Below are 16,781 nucleotides of genomic sequence, written 5' to 3'. Positions count from 1 at the left end.
GGACTCTGTTTCCTCTTTTTTATAGCCTTAAATTAAAAACGTTTCCTATTGATTTTCACTCATAAAATCAACTAATTTATGTTAAAATGGTAGTAGAAAGTTGAGATTATGAGTTATTTTAAAAAATATAAATTTGATAAGTCACAGTTCAAGCTTGGTATGCGAACCTTCAAAACAGGGATTGCCGTATTTATAGTTCTCTTGATTTTTGGTTTTTTTGGCTGGAAGGGCCTTCAAATTGGAGCATTGACAGCGGTCTTCAGTCTACGAGAGAGCTTTGATAAGAGTGTCCATTTTGGAACTTCGCGTATCTTAGGAAATAGCATTGGCGGTTTTTACGCCCTTGTCTTTTTCCTCTTAAACACTTTATTTCATGGAGCCTTTTGGGTAACCCTACTAGTTGTTCCGATTTGCACCATGTTAACCATTATGACAAATGTTGCCATGAACAACAAGGCAGGAGTTATCGGTGGTGTAGCGGCTATGTTAATCATTACCCTATCAATACCAAGTGGAGAAACATTTTTGTACGTGTTTGCGCGCGTATTTGAAACATTTATGGGAGTTTTTGTCGCAATCCTTGTGAATTATGATATTGAGCAACTGAAACTCTTTTGGGAGAAAAAAAGAAAATAATGTTACATTTTATGACATTATTCGTTGACGTATGTCTTTTTTTAGACTATAATAGACAGGAAGAAGGAAATTGTAAATGAAGGAAAGAGAATTTCGCCGAAATATGGCTGTTTTTCCTATCGGCAGTGTTATGAAATTGACCGATCTCTCGGCGCGTCAGATTCGTTATTATGAAGATCAAGAGTTGATCAAACCTGATCGAAACGAAGGGAACCGTCGCATGTATTCTTTGAATGACATGGATCGATTGCTTGAGATCAAAGATTATATCTCTGAAGGTTTCAATATCGCTGCCATTAAGAAAAAATATGCTGAACGCGAGGCGAAGTCCAAGAAAGCCGTGAGTCAGACGGAAGTGCGTCGTGCACTTCACAATGAACTCCTCCAGCAGGGGCGCTTTGCTTCAGTACGGTCACCCTTTGGTCGCGGTTAGGCAATCGCAAGTAGTCATATATTAAGGAGAAAACCCATGCCAATCACAGCTGCAGATATTCGTCGTGAAGTCAAGGAAAAAAATGTTACCTTTATCCGTCTCATGTTTTCAGATATTCTGGGAACCATGAAAAACGTCGAAATTCCTGCTACAGATGAACAGTTAGATAAGGTCTTGTCAAACAAAGCCATGTTTGATGGCTCTTCTATTGAAGGTTTTGTACGTATCAATGAGTCAGATATGTACTTGTATCCAGACTTGGACACATGGACAGTCTTCCCTTGGGGAGATGAAAATGGAAGTGTTGCAGGTCTGATCTGTGATGTCTATACAACAGAAGGCGAACCTTTTGCAGGTGATCCACGTGGCAACCTCAAGCGTGCACTTCGTCATATGGAAGAAGTAGGATTCAAATCCTTCAACCTTGGGCCAGAACCAGAATTCTTCCTCTTTAAGCTGGATGAAAATGGCGATCCAACTCTTGAGGTAAATGACAAGGGTGGCTACTTCGACTTGGCGCCTACAGACCTTGCGGACAATACACGTCGTGAAATCGTGAATGTCTTGACCAAAATGGGATTTGAAGTAGAAGCGAGTCACCACGAGGTTGCGGTTGGACAACATGAAATTGACTTCAAGTATGATGAAGTCCTCCGTGCCTGTGATAAGATTCAAATCTTTAAACTCGTAGTAAAAACCATTGCTCGCAAACACGGTCTTTACGCAACCTTTATGGCGAAACCAAAATTTGGTATCGCTGGATCAGGTATGCACTGTAATATGTCCTTGTTTGATGCAGAAGGAAATAATGCCTTCTTTGATCCAAATGATCCAAAAGGAATGCAGTTGTCTGAAACGGCCTACCATTTCCTTGGTGGTTTGATTAAGCATGCCTATAACTATACTGCTATCATGAACCCAACAGTTAACTCATACAAACGTTTGGTTCCTGGTTATGAAGCGCCTGTTTACATTGCTTGGGCTGGTCGTAATCGTTCGCCACTTGTGCGCGTGCCTGCTTCACGTGGTATGGGAACTCGTCTTGAGTTGCGTTCAGTGGACCCAATGGCAAACCCATACATCGCTATGGCGGTTCTTTTGGAAGTTGGTTTGCATGGTATTGAAAACAAAATCGAAGCACCAGCTCCTATTGAAGAAAATATCTACATCATGACAGCAGAAGAGCGTAAGGAAGCTGGGATTACCGATCTTCCATCAACTCTTCATAACGCCTTGAAAGCTTTGACAGAAGATGAAGTGGTTAAGGCAGCCCTAGGTGAACACATCTACACTAGCTTCCTTGAAGCTAAACGTATCGAGTGGGCTAGCTATGCAACCTTTGTGTCACAATGGGAAGTTGATAATTACCTTGATCTTTACTAATACTAATATAGAAGAAAGATTGCCTTAGGGTGATCTTTTTTTGCATTTTATATCGATCTGTGATATATTTTATATAACGAAGTGCGATATATCGAATTAAATAGGAGGTGTGGTTAAATGGAATTAACAGATAAGATTAGACGTGTTTACCTTCCCATGACTGAAACGGGTTTTTATATCTTGTTTTGTCTACAGAAGGAGAACCATGGATATGGTATTACACAAAAGGTCAAGGAGATGACAGATTCGCAAGTTTCGATTAGTCCAGGGACCATGTATGGGACCTTGTCAAAGATGGAAAAGGATGGCTTGATTTTCTTTGTCCGAGAAGAGGAAAAACGGAAAATTTATCAGATAACAGATTTGGGACGCAAAGTCTTAGATATTGAATTGAAACGTATTGAACGACTTTACAGAAATAGTCGGGAGGAAGGATGATGGAAAAGAAAAGTGTTTACCGAATTTTTACCATTGCGGATTATGATAGGGAGGTTCTATACTTTAGAGAAATGCATGCCAAGGGCTGGAAACTTAGGAAAGTAAGCTATTCTATCTTGTTGTTTGCAGTTAAGTATACCTTTGAAAAGTGTCAACCTGAGCAGGTGTCTTATCAGTTGGACTTTTATCCTATGAAAAAATCAGAGAGAGCCTCCTATTTACAATTATTTAAAGACTGTGGTTGGGAGCATATTACAGACTTTAATGGTTTTTCCTACTTTAGAAAATCACATTCTGAGATTGAATCGAATGCAGAGTTTGAAATTTATAATGATGCTACCGGGAAGTTGGATATGGTTCATCGGATTTTAAGACTGCGGTTGCTTCCTGTTTTGTTTTTCTTGTCAATGCTGATTCCGTTGTTCTTAAAGTTGCTCAGTGAAAGAGACGTTTTTAGCGGGCTAGTGTTTTTGCTTACTATCATAGATTGTGTTTTATTGTTGGTTCTTGCGATTCAGATTTCTTATATTTGTTGGAGATTGTTTCAAAAGTGGAAAGAATTATCTAATAAATAACACCAGGCATATTTTCTAATTTTGGGGTAAGACAATGAATAGCAAGGTAAAATTTCGGATTTTTACAATAGTTGATTTGGACAAGGAAGAAGAATATTTACATGAGATGCAATTGAAAGGTTGGAGATATAGAACTAATCGTTTTGGTTTTTTCTATTTTGAACAATGCCAACCAGATGATGTCATCTATCATATCTATGATTCTAGATTTCTTAAAAAGTATAAGCATGAACTACAAGATTTTAGAAATAGCGGTTGGGAATTGATAGAAACAGGTTTTTGTTCAATTCTTCGTAAACCAGCTTCTGATATACTTTCAGAAGAGAAAGTCTATATGAGTAAGGGTCTTGGATGGAAAGTTATGCGGTCTAGACTTCGTTCCTGTATGGCTACTCTCTCAGGTGGTCTTGTTGTTTGCATGAGTTTGTATCGAGAAAACTTGTCTCAGTCTTTCTTTATTATTTTCGTTTTATACGCTTGCTTAATTTCTTATCTAATCTATGGTTTTTTCAGACTTAAAAGGAAATACCAAGTAGATGAAAAATAAGTTTCTAGGTCTTCAGACTGATTTTTAGCACTCTTGACAAAAGAGTGCTAATTTTTTGAGTTTTTGTCTTGACATTCTCTTCTAAGGGTGTATAATAGAATCATGAGTTAGCACTCGGATGTATGGAGTGCTAAGCGATCGGACAGAGAGGAGTGATGAGATGGTTACAGAGCGTCAGCAGGATATTTTAAATCTGATTATTGACATCTTTACCAAAACGCACGAACCTGTCGGATCCAAGGCGCTACAAGAGTCTATTAATTCTAGTAGTGCTACCATTCGTAATGATATGGCGGCTCTAGAGAAGCAGGGTTTGCTTGAGAAGGCTCATACCTCAAGCGGTCGGATGCCAAGTGTTGCTGGTTTTCAGTACTATGTGAAACACTCGCTGGCTTTTGACAGACTGGCTGAGAATGAGGTTTATGAGATTGTCAAAGCCTTTGATCAGGAATTCTTCAAATTGGAGGATATTCTGCAAGAAGCTGCTAATCTACTGGCAGACCTGAGTGACTGCACGGTAGTAGCACTGGATGTTGAACCGAGCAAGCAACGGTTGACAGCCTTTGATATCGTTGTTTTGGGGCAACATACAGCTTTGGCAGTATTTACCCTAGACGAGTCCCGAACGGTTACCAGTCAATTTCTGATTCCAAGGAACTTCTTGCAGGAAGATTTGCTGAAACTGAAGAGCATCATTCAGGAACGTTTCTTAGGACACACTGTTCTAGATATTCACTACAAGATTCGGACGGAGATTCCGCAGATTATCCAGCGTTACTTTACAACAACGGACAATGTCATGGATCTCTTTGAACATATTTTTAAAGAAATGTTCAACGAAAACATTGTAGTATCTGGCAAGGTCAATCTCTTAAATTTTGCCAATCTAGCGGCCTATCAGTTCTTTGACCAGCCACAAAAGGTGGCTCTAGAGATTCGTGAAGGTCTGCATGAAGATCAGATGCAAAATGTCCGTATTGCGGACAGTCAAGAATCCTGTCTAGCTGATCTAGCAGTGATTAGCAGTAAATTCCTCATTCCTTATCGGGGTTTTGGAATTCTAGCAATTATCGGTCCGGTCAATCTGGACTACCAGCAATTGGTCAATCAAGTCAATGTTGTCAATCGTGTTTTAACTATGAAGTTGACAGATTTTTACCGCTATCTCAGTAGCAATCATTACGAAGTACATTAAGATTGAAATCATTAAAGGAGGCGAAAATGGCCCAAGATAAAAAAAACGAAGAAATGAAAGAAGAGGAAGTTGTGGAAACAACTGAAGAAACAACTCCTGAAAAGTCAGAGTTGGACTTGGCAAATGAACGTGCGGATGAGTTCGAAAACAAATACCTTCGCGCTCATGCAGAAATGCAAAATATCCAACGCCGTGCCAATGAAGAACGTCAAAACTTGCAACGTTATCGTAGCCAGGACTTGGCGAAAGCAATCTTACCATCACTTGACAACCTTGAGCGTGCACTCGCAGTTGAAGGTTTGACAGACGATGTCAAAAAAGGACTAGAGATGGTGCAAGAAAGCTTGATTCACGCTTTGAAAGACGAAGGAATCGAAGAAATCGCAGCTGACGGCGAATTTGACCATAACTATCACATGGCCATCCAAACTCTCCCAGCAGAGGATGAACACCCCGCAGACACTATAGCACAAGTCTTCCAAAAAGGCTACAAACTCCATGACCGCATCTTACGCCCAGCCATGGTGGTGGTTTATAACTAAGATACAAAGCCCGTAAAAAGCTCACAGTAAAAATAGGAGATTGACGAAGTGTTCGATGAACACAAGAAAATCTATCTTTTTTACCCAGAGCTTAGGGCGTGTTCGATTAGGCAATTCTGACGGTAGCTAAAGCAACTCGTCAGAAAACGGCAATCGCTATGGCGTTTGCCTAGCCTCCTTACTAACTCGTCGTCGAAATAATATCGATTTCGACTCCTCGTGTCGTAACATAATAGGAAACTTGTCCGAAACGACAGAAAACTATGAAAGAAAGATAAAAAGCAAGCCGGAGGCTTGCAGGGACGATATTTCCCGCTGTGGTGAAAGTTTCAGTAGCTTGTGCTACTGAAACAGGGGATTTTTGAGACAATAGGCTCAAAAATAAGTGATGAAATCCCAAAGGGAGTTGCTCACGTCCCCACCACTTAAGGGGAATATTAAGAAAAGTCAAAAATAGAATATAAATTTAAGGAGAAAAAACACATGTCTAAAATTATCGGTATTGACTTAGGTACAACAAACTCAGCAGTTGCAGTTCTTGAAGGAACTGAAAGCAAAATCATCGCAAATCCAGAAGGAAACCGTACAACTCCATCTGTAGTATCATTCAAAAACGGTGAAATCATCGTTGGTGATGCTGCAAAACGTCAAGCAGTCACAAACCCAGATACAGTCATCTCTATCAAATCTAAGATGGGTACTTCTGAAAAGGTTTCTGCTAACGGTAAAGAATACACTCCACAAGAAATCTCAGCGATGATTCTTCAATACTTGAAAGGTTACGCTGAAGATTACCTTGGTGAAAAAGTAACTAAAGCAGTTATCACAGTTCCAGCTTACTTTAACGATGCACAACGTCAAGCAACTAAAGACGCTGGTAAAATCGCTGGTCTTGAAGTAGAACGTATCGTCAACGAACCAACAGCAGCGGCCCTTGCTTACGGTTTGGACAAGACTGACAAAGAAGAAAAAATCTTGGTATTCGACCTTGGTGGTGGTACATTCGACGTATCTATCCTTGAATTGGGTGACGGTGTCTTCGATGTATTGTCAACTGCAGGGGACAACAAACTCGGTGGTGACGACTTTGACCAAAAAATCATCGACCACTTAGTAACAGAATTCAAGAAAGAAAACGGTATCGACTTGTCAAACGACAAGATGGCTCTTCAACGTTTGAAAGACGCAGCTGAAAAAGCTAAGAAAGACCTTTCTGGTGTAACTTCAACACAAATCAGCTTGCCATTTATCACTGCTGGTGAAGCTGGACCTCTTCACTTGGAAATGACTTTGACTCGTGCGAAATTTGACGATTTGACTCGTGACCTTGTAGAGCGTACGAAAATTCCAGTTCGTCAAGCCCTTTCTGATGCAGGTTTGAGCTTGTCAGAAATCGATGAAGTTATCCTTGTTGGTGGTTCAACTCGTATCCCTGCCGTTGTTGAAGCTGTTAAATCTGAAACTGGTAAAGAACCAAACAAATCAGTAAACCCTGACGAAGTAGTTGCTATGGGTGCGGCTATCCAAGGTGGTGTGATCACTGGTGATGTGAAAGACGTTGTTCTTCTTGACGTAACACCATTGTCACTTGGTATCGAAACAATGGGTGGCGTCTTTACAAAACTCATCGACCGTAACACAACAATTCCAACATCTAAATCACAAGTCTTCTCAACTGCGGCAGACAACCAACCAGCCGTTGATATCCACGTTCTTCAAGGGGAACGCCCAATGGCAGCAGATAACAAGACTCTTGGACGTTTCCAATTGACAGATATTCCAGCTGCACCTCGTGGAATTCCTCAAATCGAAGTAACATTTGACATCGACAAAAACGGTATCGTATCTGTTAAGGCTAAAGACCTTGGAACTCAAAAAGAACAAACTATTGTTATCCAATCCAACTCAGGTTTGACAGACGAAGAAATCGACCGCATGATGAAAGATGCTGAAGCGAATGCTGAAGCAGATAAGAAACGTAAGGAAGAAGTTGACCTTCGTAACGAAGTAGACCAAGCAATCTTTGCGACTGAAAAGACACTCAAGGAAACTGAAGGCAAAGGCTTCGATGCAGAACGTGATGCTGCCCAAGCTGCCCTTGATGAGCTTAAGAAAGCCCAAGAAGACAACAACTTGGACGAAATGAAAGCAAAACTCGAAGCGTTGAACGAAAATGCTCAAGGACTTGCTGTTAAACTCTACGAACAAGCCGCAGCAGCCCAACAAGCTCAAGCAGGAGCAGAAGGCGCACAAGCAACAGGAAACGCAGGCGATGACGTCGTAGACGGAGAGTTTACGGAGAAATAAAATAGTCCAGTGGACTATTTTATCCCGAGCTTGAAAATCGGAGAGCGAGGTCGTTAAGAATGAGGAATCACTAAAGTGATTGTCATTCTACTGCAATCGCTATGGCGACTTGCTAAAAGCCTTACTAGTTCAAAAACAAAGTATAATCGACTTTGTTTTTGAACGTCGTAATGATAGGAAGAAATCCAGAGGTTGCAACCCAGCCTCTGTTTTTCGGTAAAATAGAGGATGTTGCATATGAAAAAAGTACTTTGTATCATTTATCCTAATTTTTCTCTTTATGAGCTCACCACTTTAACGAGTACTTTAGCTCTGTCTTTTGATATAACGATTGATTATGTAGCTTCTGAGCATACGATAGTGGTCTCTGAGGATGGTTTGCCCTGTCAACCAGCGAAAACATTGGATCAAATCCATATAGAAGAGTATTCTTGTGTAATTTTGCCCGGAATGGTTAACATTGGACCTGCTCTAAAGGATGAGAAATTGATTTCATTTTTGAGGGATCTTGGTGAGCAAGATATCCTAATTGCAGCCATTTCTTCAGCACCTCTTTTATTAGCGAAGGCAGGTCTGTTGAAGGACACGAAATTTACAGGTGGAATTTGGCAAAACTTCTTTGACTATTTTGAATTTCTTCCACGTGAGAATTTCCAACCGAAAGTTCTTGTGCAAGATAAACAAATCATTACGGCTATCGGTTTTGCGCATCAAGAGTTTGCAAGAAAAGTGATTCTAAGTTTAGGGCTGGCAGAGAATACGGACAACTATTTTAAAGAACAAAACGAGTATGCAGAAGAGAATTTGATATTCACTCTATCAGATGAAGAGTTTGATCAAGTGAAGCAGAGTATAGAAAACAGCCTCTAAAGTTTTACATGAAAATTATAGAAAGGAACAAAGAGTGTTTGGGAAATTGTAGCCGAGCTCTGAAGTTTCTTACTCAATATGAAAGAAAGGAATTGAACCCGACCTAAATCGTGGTTTGATTCACAATATCAATAGAAAGGAACAAAGGTGTTCGCAACTGAACACGGGCTACGGACTGTGCCAAAAAGATAGTTTTTTCTAGAACGCACGCGTCCGTCGTTAAAACTCCTATTTTGGCTGTGTCCGTTTGACGCCCTTTGTATCTTGAATTATGAACAATACTGAATTTTATGATCGTCTGGGGGTGTCAAAAAACGCTTCGGCAGACGAGATCAAAAAGGCTTATCGTAAGCTTTCTAAAAAATATCACCCAGATATCAACAAGGAGCCTGGCGCTGAGGAAAAATACAAGGAAGTTCAAGAAGCCTATGAGACTTTGAGTGATGACCAAAAACGTGCAGCCTACGACCAATATGGTGCTGCGGGTGCCAACGGTGGCTTTGGTGGTGCTGGTGGTTTCGGTGGCTTTGACGGAGCAGGTGGCTTCGGTGGTTTTGAAGATATCTTCTCAAGTTTTTTCGGAGGAGGCGGAGCTTCGCGCAATCCAAACGCTCCTCGTCAAGGGGATGATCTCCAATACCGTGTGAATTTGACTTTTGAAGAAGCCATCTTCGGAACGGAAAAAGAAGTGAAATACAACCGTGAAGCCAGCTGTCGTACCTGTAACGGATCTGGTGCTAAGCCAGGAACAAGTCCAGTCACTTGTGGACGCTGTCATGGCGCTGGTGTCATTAACGTTGATACGCAGACTCCTCTTGGTATGATGCGTCGCCAAGTAACCTGTGATGTCTGTCATGGTCGCGGAAAAGAAATCAAGGATCCATGTACAACTTGTCATGGAACAGGTCATGAAAAACAAGCTCATAGCGTACATGTGAAAATTCCTGCTGGTGTGGAAACTGGTCAACAAATTCGCCTAGCTGGTCAAGGTGAAGCAGGCTTTAACGGTGGGCCTTATGGTGACTTGTATGTAGTAGTTTCTGTGGAAGCTAGCGACAAGTTTGAACGTGAAGGAACCACTATTTTCTACAAGTTAAATCTTAATATCGTCCAAGCTGCTCTTGGAGATACTGTTGAAATTCCAACCGTGCATGGAGATGTTGAATTGGTTATCCCAGAAGGAACTCAGACTGGCAAGAAATTCCGTCTACGTGGCAAGGGAGCACCGAGCCTTCGTGGCGGTGCGGTTGGTGACCAATACGTTACTGTCAATGTCGTGACTCCGACAGGTTTGAACGACCGTCAAAAAGCAGCGCTTAAAGAATTCGCAGCTGCAGGTGACTTGAAAGTCAATCCGAAGAAAAAAGGCTTCTTTGACCATATAAAAGATGCCTTTGAAGGTGAATAAAGTAAAAAGAGCCGTCGGGCTCTTTTTACTTATCCTCAAGCTCCTGTGTTTCTTTTATCACAGCTAGTCTGGTTTGGAAATCTTTTTCCAAGACTTTAAATTTATAGGTTAAATCTTTTTGGTATTCCTTGATAAGGGCTTTTTGTTGGTCGATGATTTGTAGGCTGTTTTGGATGATATCCAAATCATCCTTGATAGCTTCGACGCGATCAGTTGTATCTAGCACTTCATCCTGAATGGCTTGGCGATTTTTCACGACAAAATAACTTCCAGCTGCAGCTCCTGCGAATAGCAGTAGATTTGATAGTTTCATGGCATCTCCTTAAGCGTTTTTAATGGTTTCAGCGACTTGGGCAAGTTTGTCAAAGTCTGGTTCGTGAGCGATAAAGTCAATCTTGAGGTCATCTTCTGCACCGTAGCGAGGTACGAGATGCACGTGAGTATGAAAGACTGTTTGACCAGCAACTTCCTCACAGTTGGCGATGATATTCATTCCGGCAGCCTTGGTAGCCTTCATGACTTTTTGAGCCACTGTTGGCACTGAGGCAAAGAGTTGGCTAGCGCTGGTAGCATCCATCTCCAAAAGATTACGGTAGTGCTCTTTTGGCACTACTAAGGTATGTCCATGTGTTACTTGAGAGATATCAAGGAAGGCAAGAACCTGCTCATCCTCGTATACTTTTGAAGCAGGAATCTCCCCTGCGATAATCTTACAAAAAATGCAATCTGACATAAAATCCACCTCTACTGTATTGAATTTTGATATAATATAGCTACATTATACCAGATTCGGAGAAAATATGTTAGAAATTAAAAACCTGACAGGAGGCTATGTTCACGTTCCTGTCTTGAAAGATGTGTCCTTTACCGTTGAAAGTGGGCAGCTGGTCGGTTTGATTGGTCTCAATGGTGCTGGGAAATCAACGACTATCAATGAGATTATCGGTCTGTTGACACCTTACAGTGGAGAAATCAAGATTAATGGTTTGACCCTGCGAGAAGATGCGACTAGCTATCGCAAGCAGATTGGCTACATCCCAGAAACGCCTAGCTTGTATGAAGAGCTGACTCTCAGAGAGCATATCGAAACGGTGGCTATGGCTTACGGTATTGAACAAAATGTGGCTTTTGAGCGAGTAGAATCTTTGTTAAAAATGTTTCGTTTGGATCAAAAATTAGATTGGTTTCCTGTGCATTTCTCCAAAGGGATGAAGCAGAAGGTCATGATTATCTGTGCCTTTGTGGTAGATCCTAGCCTCTTTATCGTGGATGAGCCTTTCCTTGGGCTCGATCCGCTGGCTATTTCTGACTTGATTCAGCTTTTGGAAGTAGAAAAGCAAAAAGGCAAGTCTATCCTCATGAGTACCCACGTGCTGGACTCGGCGGAGAAGATGTGTGACGCCTTTGTCATTCTCCACAAGGGGGAGGTGAGGGCTCAGGGCAACCTCCAGCAACTCCGCGAGGCCTTTGACATGCCAGAGGCTAGCCTGAACGACATTTACTTGGCTCTGACCAAAGAGGAGGAGCTATGACAGACTTGTTCTTAAAGCGAAAGCAGGCTTTTCGTAAGGAATGTGTCGGTTATCTCCGCTATGTTCTCAATGACCACTTTGTCTTGTTCCTGCTGGTTCTCATCGGTTTTCTAGCTTACCAGTACAGTCAACTCTTGCAAGATTTTCCTGAAAATCACTGGCCTATCCTCTTGTTTTTGGGGATTGTATCTTCCTTGCTTTGGGCTTGGGGAGGAATCGCGACCTACATGGAAGGACCTGACAAGCTCTTTCTCTTAGTCAGTGAAGAAGAGGTTAAGTCTCACCTCAAAGGGCAAACAGTACGCTCACTAGTCTTTTGGCTCTTTGTCCAAACCCTTTTCTTGCTTTTATTTGCGCCCTTATTTTTAGCCATGGGCTATGGTTTTCCAGTCTTTCTCATCTATGTGGTTTTATTGGGAGCTGGGAAATATCTCCTCTTTCGCCAAAAAGCCAGTAAATTTTATACTGAGACTGGACTTGACTGGGACTATGTGATTGCCCAAGAAAGTAAGCGCAAGCAAGTTTTGCTTCGTTTCTTTGCTCTCTTTACTCAGGTCAAGGGCGTTTCAAATAGTGTCAAACGTCGCGCTTATCTGGATTTCATCCTTAAAGCAGTTCAGAAAGTGCCGAGCAAGATTTGGCAAAACCTCTATCTTCGTTCTTATCTGCGAAATGGAGACCTCTTTGCCCTCAGTTTGCGTCTCTTGCTCTTATCCTTGTTAGCTGTGATCTTTATCGAGCAAGCTTGGATTGCGACAGCAGTGGTGGTTCTATTTAATTACCTCTTGCTCTTTCAGTTACTGGCCCTCTATCATGCCTTTGACTACCAGTACTTGACCCAGCTCTTTCCACTAGAAAAAGGGGAGAAAGAAAAGGGATTGAAACAGATTGTGCTTGGTGTGGGAAGTGCAGTTCTCTCGCTGGAATTGCTGGTCGGAGCAGTGGTTTTTCAAGAGAAAATAGCCTTGTTGGCTCTTGTAGGGGCTGGTCTCTTCCTACAATTGTTTTATTTGCCTTACCAACTAAAAAGATTGGTTGACGAATAGACCAAAAACTAGTAGAATAGTAAGGAAACTTTATACGGAGGAAAGAAATGGACTTGGGTGATAATGAGCTAACGCTGACCCCTATCCCTGGGAAGAGTGGCAAAGCTTATATGGGAAGCTACCCTGATGGGAAGCGCGTCTTTGTAAAAATGAACACCTCTCCAATCCTACCTGGCCTAGCCAGAGAACAAATCGCCCCTCAATTACTTTGGACTCGTCGTTTGCCAGATGGCCGTGATATGTGTGCTCAGGAATGGCTGACGGGCAAAATCTTGACCCCTTACGATATGAATCGCAAGCAGATTATCAATATCTTGAACCGCCTTCACCGCTCGCGTCCCTTGATGAAGCAGTTGAGCCGTTTGGGATATACCATGGAAACACCAGTTGATTTGCTACGTTCTTGGCAGCAAGGAGTTCCAGAAATCTTGAAGCAGAACCACTATTTGAACAGTGTGATTGCTGAGCTAGGTAAGACGGTTCCAGGTTTTAGGGAAGACCATGCAACGATTGTGCACGGGGATCTTCGTCATAGTAATTGGATTGAGACAGAGAGTGGACTCGTTTATCTAGTGGATTGGGATTCGGTTCGTCTGACGGATCGTATGTTTGATGTGGCGCATTTGCTATGCCACTACATTCCAGATCATCAGTGGCGCCAATGGTTGAGAGACTACGGCTATAAGTACAATCAGACAGTGTTAGATAAATTGTATTGGTATGGTCAGTATTCTTACTTGAACCAGATTGCCAAATACTGTGAAAATCAAGATTTAGACAATGTAAACCGGGAGATTTATGCCTTGCGTGTCTTCCGTGACAAGTATGGAAAGAAAAGATGAGAGTTAGAAATCGTAAAGGGGCGACGGAGTTACTAGAGGCTAATCCCCAGTATGTGGTCCTCAATCCCTTAGAAGCAAAAGGGAAATGGCGAGACTTGTTTGGAAATGATCATCCTATTCATGTTGAGGTTGGAAGTGGGAAAGGGGCCTTCGTATCCGGAATGGCCAAACAAAACCCTGATATCAACTATATCGGGATTGATATCCAAAAGTCGGTGTTAAGTTATGCCTTGGACAAGGTGCTTGAAGTTGGAGTGCCCAATATCAAATTGCTGTGGGTAGATGGTTCGGATTTGACGGACTACTTTGAAGACGGTGAGATTGATCGTCTCTATCTAAACTTTTCAGATCCATGGCCTAAAAAACGTCATGAAAAACGCCGTCTGACCTACAAGAGTTTCTTGGACACCTTCAAGCGCATCTTGCCTGAGAATGGGGAAATCCATTTCAAGACTGACAATCGTGGTTTGTTTGAGTACAGCTTGGTGAGTTTTTCTCAGTATGGGATGAAACTGAACGGAGTTTGGTTGGACTTACATGCCAGTGATTTTGAAGGCAATGTCATGACGGAATATGAGCAAAAATTCTCCAACAAGGGTCAAGTAATCTACCGAGTTGAGGCAGAATTTTAAAAAATAGCTTGAAAACCAGCCGTTTGAGTGCTTATGCTTTACATAAATTGACAAACGTGCTATACTGATAGTAAGAATATGAGAAAGAGAGGCGGGGAAATATCTTCGCCTCTTGCTTATGAGGAGGTGGACGCAATCGCAACAATCGTAGAATTAGTCAGAGAAGTTGTAGAACCTGTCATCCAAGCGCCTTTCGAGCTCGTGGATATCGAGTATGGAAAGATTGGCAGTGACATGATTCTCAGTATTTTTGTAGATAAACCCGAAGGAATTACCTTGAACGACACGGCAGACTTGACAGAAATCATCAGTCCTGTCCTAGACACCATCAAGCCTGATCCCTTCCCAGAACAATATTTCCTAGAAATCACCAGTCCAGGCTTGGAACGTCCTTTGAAAACCAAGGATGCTGTCGCTGGAGCAGTTGGGAAATACATCCATGTCGGGCTCTACCAAGCCATTGATAAGCAAAAAGTCTTTGAAGGAACTTTGGTATCCTTTGAAGAAGACGAGTTGACCATGGAGTATATGGACAAGACACGTAAGAAAACCGTCCAAATTCCATACAGTTTAGTATCAAAAGCACGTTTAGCAGTAAAATTATAGAAAAGAAAGGATAGCTTTTGAGGATTCAAAAGTAAAAAGAACATGAGTAAAGAAATGCTAGAGGCCTTCCGCATTTTGGAAGAAGACAAGGGAATCAAAAAAGAAGACATCATCGACGCAGTAGTAGAGTCGCTTCGTTCCGCTTATCGCAGACGCTATGGTCAATCTGACAGCGTAGCCATCGACTTCAATGAAAAAACAGGAGACTTTACTGTCTATACTGTCCGTGAAGTTGTTGATGAAGTATTTGATAGCCGTTTGGAAATCAGCTTGAAGGATGCCCTTGCCATTAATTCAGCCTATGAGCTTGGTGACAAAATCAAGTTTGAAGAAGCACCTGCTGAGTTTGGTCGTGTAGCAGCCCAATCTGCTAAACAAACCATCATGGAAAAAATGCGCAAGCAAACACGTGCCATCACTTACAATACTTATAAAGAACATGAACAAGAAATCATGTCTGGTACAGTAGAACGATTTGACAACCGCTTTATCTATGTCAACCTTGGCAGCATCGAAGCCCAATTGTCAAAACAAGACCAAATCCCTGGAGAAGTTTTTGCTTCCCATGACCGTATCGAAGTTTATGTTTACAAGGTTGAAGACAACCCTCGTGGTGTCAATGTCTTTGTTAGTCGTAGCCATCCAGAAATGATCAAACGCTTGATGGAGCAAGAAATTCCAGAAGTCTACGATGGAACTGTCGAAATCATGAGCGTAGCCCGCGAAGCTGGTGACCGTACGAAAGTTGCCGTTCGTAGCCACAATCCAAACGTGGATGCTATCGGGACAATCGTTGGACGTGGTGGTGCCAATATCAAGAAAATCACCAGCAAATTCCACCCAGCTCGTTACGATGCTAAGAGCGACCGCATGATTCCTGTCGAAGAAAACATCGACGTTATCGAGTGGGTAGCAGATCCAGCTGAGTTTATCTACAATGCCATCGCACCGGCAGAGGTTGACCAAGTTATCTTTGATGAAAATGACAGCAAACGTGCCTTGGTCGTTGTACCTGATAACAAACTTTCTCTAGCTATCGGTCGTCGTGGACAAAACGTTCGCTTGGCGGCTCACTTGACGGGTTACCGTATCGATATCAAGTCTGCAAGTGAATTTGAAGCTATGGAAGAAGCAGGTCAAGTGGATTACGCAGCTGCGGATGAATTGACAGAAGAATAAAAGCTGCTAGAGGAGGGAAAGATGAAAACAAGAAAAATCCCTTTGCGCAAGTCTGTTGTCTCTAATGAAGTGATTGATAAACGTGATTTACTCCGTATTGTCAAGAACAAGGAAGGACAGGTCTTTATCGATCCGACAGGCAAGGCCAATGGCCGTGGCGCTTATATCAAGCTAGACAATGCAGAAGCCCTAGAGGCTAAAAAGAAGAAGGTCTTTAACCGCAGCTTTAACATGGAAGTGGAAGAAAGCTTTTATGATGAGTTGATCGCTTATGTTGATCACAAAGTGAAAAGAAGAGAGTTAGGACTTGAATAAGCAAAAGATAAGCAATCTCTTGGGACTTGCTCAACGAGCAGGCCGGATCATATCGGGTGAGGAATTGGTGGTCAAGGCTATCCAAGACCAGAAAGCTAAGCTAGTCTTTCTAGCCCATGATGCTGGTCCCAATCTGACCAAGAAGATTCAAGATAAAAGTGACTATTATCAAGTAGAAGTTATAACCGTGTTTTCAACACTGGAATTAAGCATAGCAGTCGGGAAACCGAGAAAGGTTTTGGCTGTGACAGATGCTGGATTTACAAAGAAAATGAGGTCTCTTATGGAATAGAAG

General features: G+C 42.0%; 21 protein-coding genes. 19 read left to right on the top strand and 2 right to left on the bottom strand.

Annotated features, from left to right (window positions below; genetic code table 11):
• Nucleotides 1-108: 108 nt before the first annotated feature.
• The 11 genes from HMPREF1115_RS02570 (at nt 109) to dnaJ (ending at nt 10,334) form a co-directional block, all read left to right on the top strand.
• Complete coding sequence (locus HMPREF1115_RS02570; protein WP_000119887.1) at nt 109-636, top strand: FUSC family protein; 528 nt, start codon at nt 109-111, stop codon at nt 634-636.
• Between the two features lie 76 nt (nt 637-712).
• Nucleotides 713-1,069, top strand: coding sequence for a transcriptional repressor GlnR (gene glnR / locus HMPREF1115_RS02565; RefSeq protein ID WP_000664332.1), 357 nt, complete (start codon nt 713-715; stop codon nt 1,067-1,069).
• Nucleotides 1,070-1,105: 36 nt separating this feature from the next.
• On the top strand, nt 1,106-2,452 hold the full coding sequence (gene glnA, locus HMPREF1115_RS02560; protein ID WP_001122885.1) for a type I glutamate--ammonia ligase: 1,347 nt from the start codon (nt 1,106-1,108) through the stop codon (nt 2,450-2,452).
• 117 nt (nt 2,453-2,569) lie between these two features.
• The gene (locus HMPREF1115_RS02555; protein ID WP_000423976.1) at nt 2,570-2,890 is read left to right on the top strand and encodes a PadR family transcriptional regulator; all 321 of its coding nucleotides are present in this window, start codon (nt 2,570-2,572) and stop codon (nt 2,888-2,890) included.
• Nucleotides 2,890-3,465 carry a DUF2812 domain-containing protein gene (locus HMPREF1115_RS02550; RefSeq protein WP_000412693.1) on the top strand — a complete coding sequence of 192 codons (576 nt, stop codon included), beginning with the start codon at nt 2,890-2,892 and terminating at the stop codon, nt 3,463-3,465. Before HMPREF1115_RS02555 ends, HMPREF1115_RS02550 begins: the two co-directional genes overlap by 1 nt.
• Before the next feature lie 34 nt (nt 3,466-3,499).
• Nucleotides 3,500-4,012 (top strand): DUF2812 domain-containing protein, encoded by a 513-nt coding sequence (locus tag HMPREF1115_RS02545; protein WP_001086344.1) that lies wholly within the window; start codon nt 3,500-3,502, stop codon nt 4,010-4,012.
• Nucleotides 4,013-4,172: 160 nt separating this feature from the next.
• Complete coding sequence (hrcA, locus tag HMPREF1115_RS02540) at nt 4,173-5,207, top strand: heat-inducible transcriptional repressor HrcA (protein ID WP_000255740.1); 1,035 nt, start codon at nt 4,173-4,175, stop codon at nt 5,205-5,207.
• Between the two features lie 26 nt (nt 5,208-5,233).
• Nucleotides 5,234-5,749 (top strand): nucleotide exchange factor GrpE, encoded by a 516-nt coding sequence (gene grpE / locus HMPREF1115_RS02535; protein ID WP_000046056.1) that lies wholly within the window; start codon nt 5,234-5,236, stop codon nt 5,747-5,749.
• Nucleotides 5,750-6,232: 483 nt separating this feature from the next.
• The gene (gene dnaK / locus HMPREF1115_RS02530; RefSeq protein ID WP_000034677.1) at nt 6,233-8,056 is read left to right on the top strand and encodes a molecular chaperone DnaK; all 1,824 of its coding nucleotides are present in this window, start codon (nt 6,233-6,235) and stop codon (nt 8,054-8,056) included.
• Nucleotides 8,057-8,293: 237 nt separating this feature from the next.
• Nucleotides 8,294-8,926 carry a DJ-1/PfpI family protein gene (locus HMPREF1115_RS02525; protein WP_000756349.1) on the top strand — a complete coding sequence of 211 codons (633 nt, stop codon included), beginning with the start codon at nt 8,294-8,296 and terminating at the stop codon, nt 8,924-8,926.
• A 271-nt stretch (nt 8,927-9,197) separates the two neighbouring features.
• The gene (gene dnaJ, locus HMPREF1115_RS02520) at nt 9,198-10,334 is read left to right on the top strand and encodes a molecular chaperone DnaJ (RefSeq protein WP_001066312.1); all 1,137 of its coding nucleotides are present in this window, start codon (nt 9,198-9,200) and stop codon (nt 10,332-10,334) included.
• Nucleotides 10,335-10,359: 25 nt separating this feature from the next.
• On the opposite strand, the gene HMPREF1115_RS02515 is transcribed toward dnaJ, so the two are convergent.
• Together HMPREF1115_RS02515 and HMPREF1115_RS02510 are read right to left on the bottom strand one after the other, a co-directional pair.
• On the bottom strand, nt 10,360-10,647 hold the full coding sequence (locus HMPREF1115_RS02515; RefSeq protein ID WP_000777738.1) for a hypothetical protein: 288 nt from the start codon (nt 10,645-10,647) through the stop codon (nt 10,360-10,362).
• Nucleotides 10,648-10,656: 9 nt separating this feature from the next.
• Nucleotides 10,657-11,067 carry an HIT family protein gene (locus tag HMPREF1115_RS02510; protein ID WP_001278298.1) on the bottom strand — a complete coding sequence of 137 codons (411 nt, stop codon included), beginning with the start codon at nt 11,065-11,067 and terminating at the stop codon, nt 10,657-10,659.
• Between the two features lie 67 nt (nt 11,068-11,134).
• Here HMPREF1115_RS02510 and HMPREF1115_RS02505 point away from each other — a divergent pair, with 67 nt between their 5' ends.
• The 8 genes from HMPREF1115_RS02505 (at nt 11,135) to HMPREF1115_RS02470 (ending at nt 16,778) form a co-directional block, all read left to right on the top strand.
• Nucleotides 11,135-11,866, top strand: a complete 732-nt coding sequence (locus HMPREF1115_RS02505; RefSeq protein WP_000889944.1) for an ABC transporter ATP-binding protein — start codon at nt 11,135-11,137, stop codon at nt 11,864-11,866.
• On the top strand, nt 11,863-12,912 hold the full coding sequence (locus tag HMPREF1115_RS02500; protein ID WP_000130613.1) for an ABC transporter permease: 1,050 nt from the start codon (nt 11,863-11,865) through the stop codon (nt 12,910-12,912). The genes HMPREF1115_RS02505 and HMPREF1115_RS02500 overlap by 4 nt, the downstream gene beginning before the upstream one ends.
• 47 nt (nt 12,913-12,959) lie before the next feature.
• The gene (ccrZ, locus tag HMPREF1115_RS02495) at nt 12,960-13,754 is read left to right on the top strand and encodes a cell cycle regulator CcrZ (RefSeq protein ID WP_000363019.1); all 795 of its coding nucleotides are present in this window, start codon (nt 12,960-12,962) and stop codon (nt 13,752-13,754) included.
• Nucleotides 13,751-14,386: a tRNA (guanosine(46)-N7)-methyltransferase TrmB gene (trmB, locus tag HMPREF1115_RS02490; protein ID WP_001266087.1), complete on the top strand. Its 636-nt coding sequence runs from the start codon at nt 13,751-13,753 to the stop codon at nt 14,384-14,386. The genes ccrZ and trmB overlap by 4 nt, the downstream gene beginning before the upstream one ends.
• Before the next feature lie 126 nt (nt 14,387-14,512).
• A complete protein-coding gene (rimP, locus tag HMPREF1115_RS02485) occupies nt 14,513-14,992 on the top strand; it encodes a ribosome maturation factor RimP (RefSeq protein WP_000338695.1) in 480 nt (159 codons plus the stop codon).
• A gap of 42 nt (nt 14,993-15,034) precedes the next feature.
• Nucleotides 15,035-16,171, top strand: a complete 1,137-nt coding sequence (nusA, locus tag HMPREF1115_RS02480; RefSeq protein ID WP_000032278.1) for a transcription termination factor NusA — start codon at nt 15,035-15,037, stop codon at nt 16,169-16,171.
• A 21-nt stretch (nt 16,172-16,192) separates the two neighbouring features.
• Nucleotides 16,193-16,486 (top strand): RNase P modulator RnpM, encoded by a 294-nt coding sequence (rnpM, locus tag HMPREF1115_RS02475; protein ID WP_000857560.1) that lies wholly within the window; start codon nt 16,193-16,195, stop codon nt 16,484-16,486.
• Nucleotides 16,479-16,778 carry a YlxQ-related RNA-binding protein gene (locus tag HMPREF1115_RS02470; protein WP_001041395.1) on the top strand — a complete coding sequence of 100 codons (300 nt, stop codon included), beginning with the start codon at nt 16,479-16,481 and terminating at the stop codon, nt 16,776-16,778. The genes rnpM and HMPREF1115_RS02470 overlap by 8 nt, the downstream gene beginning before the upstream one ends.
• The last annotated feature ends 3 nt before the right edge of the window (nt 16,779-16,781 follow it).

Origin of the sequence: Streptococcus oralis SK610, assembly GCF_000257455.1 — a bacterium.
GTDB classification, from domain to species: domain Bacteria; phylum Bacillota; class Bacilli; order Lactobacillales; family Streptococcaceae; genus Streptococcus; species Streptococcus oralis_CB.
Note: the sequence above shows the minus strand (reverse complement) of the source record. Positions and strands in the feature narration are given on the sequence as shown.

Bases quoted from the DNA above. Each gene is read 5' to 3' on its own strand.
- HMPREF1115_RS02570 (WP_000119887.1), top strand. From the start codon at position 109: ATGAGTTATTTTAAAAAATATAAATTTGATAAGTCACAGTTCAAGCTT.
- glnR (WP_000664332.1), top strand. From the start codon at position 713: ATGAAGGAAAGAGAATTTCGCCGAAATATGGCTGTTTTTCCTATCGGC.
- glnA (WP_001122885.1), top strand. From the start codon at position 1,106: ATGCCAATCACAGCTGCAGATATTCGTCGTGAAGTCAAGGAAAAAAAT.
- HMPREF1115_RS02555 (WP_000423976.1), top strand. From the start codon at position 2,570: ATGGAATTAACAGATAAGATTAGACGTGTTTACCTTCCCATGACTGAA.
- HMPREF1115_RS02550 (WP_000412693.1), top strand. From the start codon at position 2,890: ATGGAAAAGAAAAGTGTTTACCGAATTTTTACCATTGCGGATTATGAT.
- HMPREF1115_RS02545 (WP_001086344.1), top strand. From the start codon at position 3,500: ATGAATAGCAAGGTAAAATTTCGGATTTTTACAATAGTTGATTTGGAC.
- hrcA (WP_000255740.1), top strand. From the start codon at position 4,173: ATGGTTACAGAGCGTCAGCAGGATATTTTAAATCTGATTATTGACATC.
- grpE (WP_000046056.1), top strand. From the start codon at position 5,234: ATGGCCCAAGATAAAAAAAACGAAGAAATGAAAGAAGAGGAAGTTGTG.
- dnaK (WP_000034677.1), top strand. From the start codon at position 6,233: ATGTCTAAAATTATCGGTATTGACTTAGGTACAACAAACTCAGCAGTT.
- HMPREF1115_RS02525 (WP_000756349.1), top strand. From the start codon at position 8,294: ATGAAAAAAGTACTTTGTATCATTTATCCTAATTTTTCTCTTTATGAG.
- dnaJ (WP_001066312.1), top strand. From the start codon at position 9,198: ATGAACAATACTGAATTTTATGATCGTCTGGGGGTGTCAAAAAACGCT.
- HMPREF1115_RS02515 (WP_000777738.1), bottom strand. From the start codon at position 10,647: ATGAAACTATCAAATCTACTGCTATTCGCAGGAGCTGCAGCTGGAAGT.
- HMPREF1115_RS02510 (WP_001278298.1), bottom strand. From the start codon at position 11,067: ATGTCAGATTGCATTTTTTGTAAGATTATCGCAGGGGAGATTCCTGCT.
- HMPREF1115_RS02505 (WP_000889944.1), top strand. From the start codon at position 11,135: ATGTTAGAAATTAAAAACCTGACAGGAGGCTATGTTCACGTTCCTGTC.
- HMPREF1115_RS02500 (WP_000130613.1), top strand. From the start codon at position 11,863: ATGACAGACTTGTTCTTAAAGCGAAAGCAGGCTTTTCGTAAGGAATGT.
- ccrZ (WP_000363019.1), top strand. From the start codon at position 12,960: ATGGACTTGGGTGATAATGAGCTAACGCTGACCCCTATCCCTGGGAAG.
- trmB (WP_001266087.1), top strand. From the start codon at position 13,751: ATGAGAGTTAGAAATCGTAAAGGGGCGACGGAGTTACTAGAGGCTAAT.
- nusA (WP_000032278.1), top strand. From the start codon at position 15,035: ATGAGTAAAGAAATGCTAGAGGCCTTCCGCATTTTGGAAGAAGACAAG.
- rnpM (WP_000857560.1), top strand. From the start codon at position 16,193: ATGAAAACAAGAAAAATCCCTTTGCGCAAGTCTGTTGTCTCTAATGAA.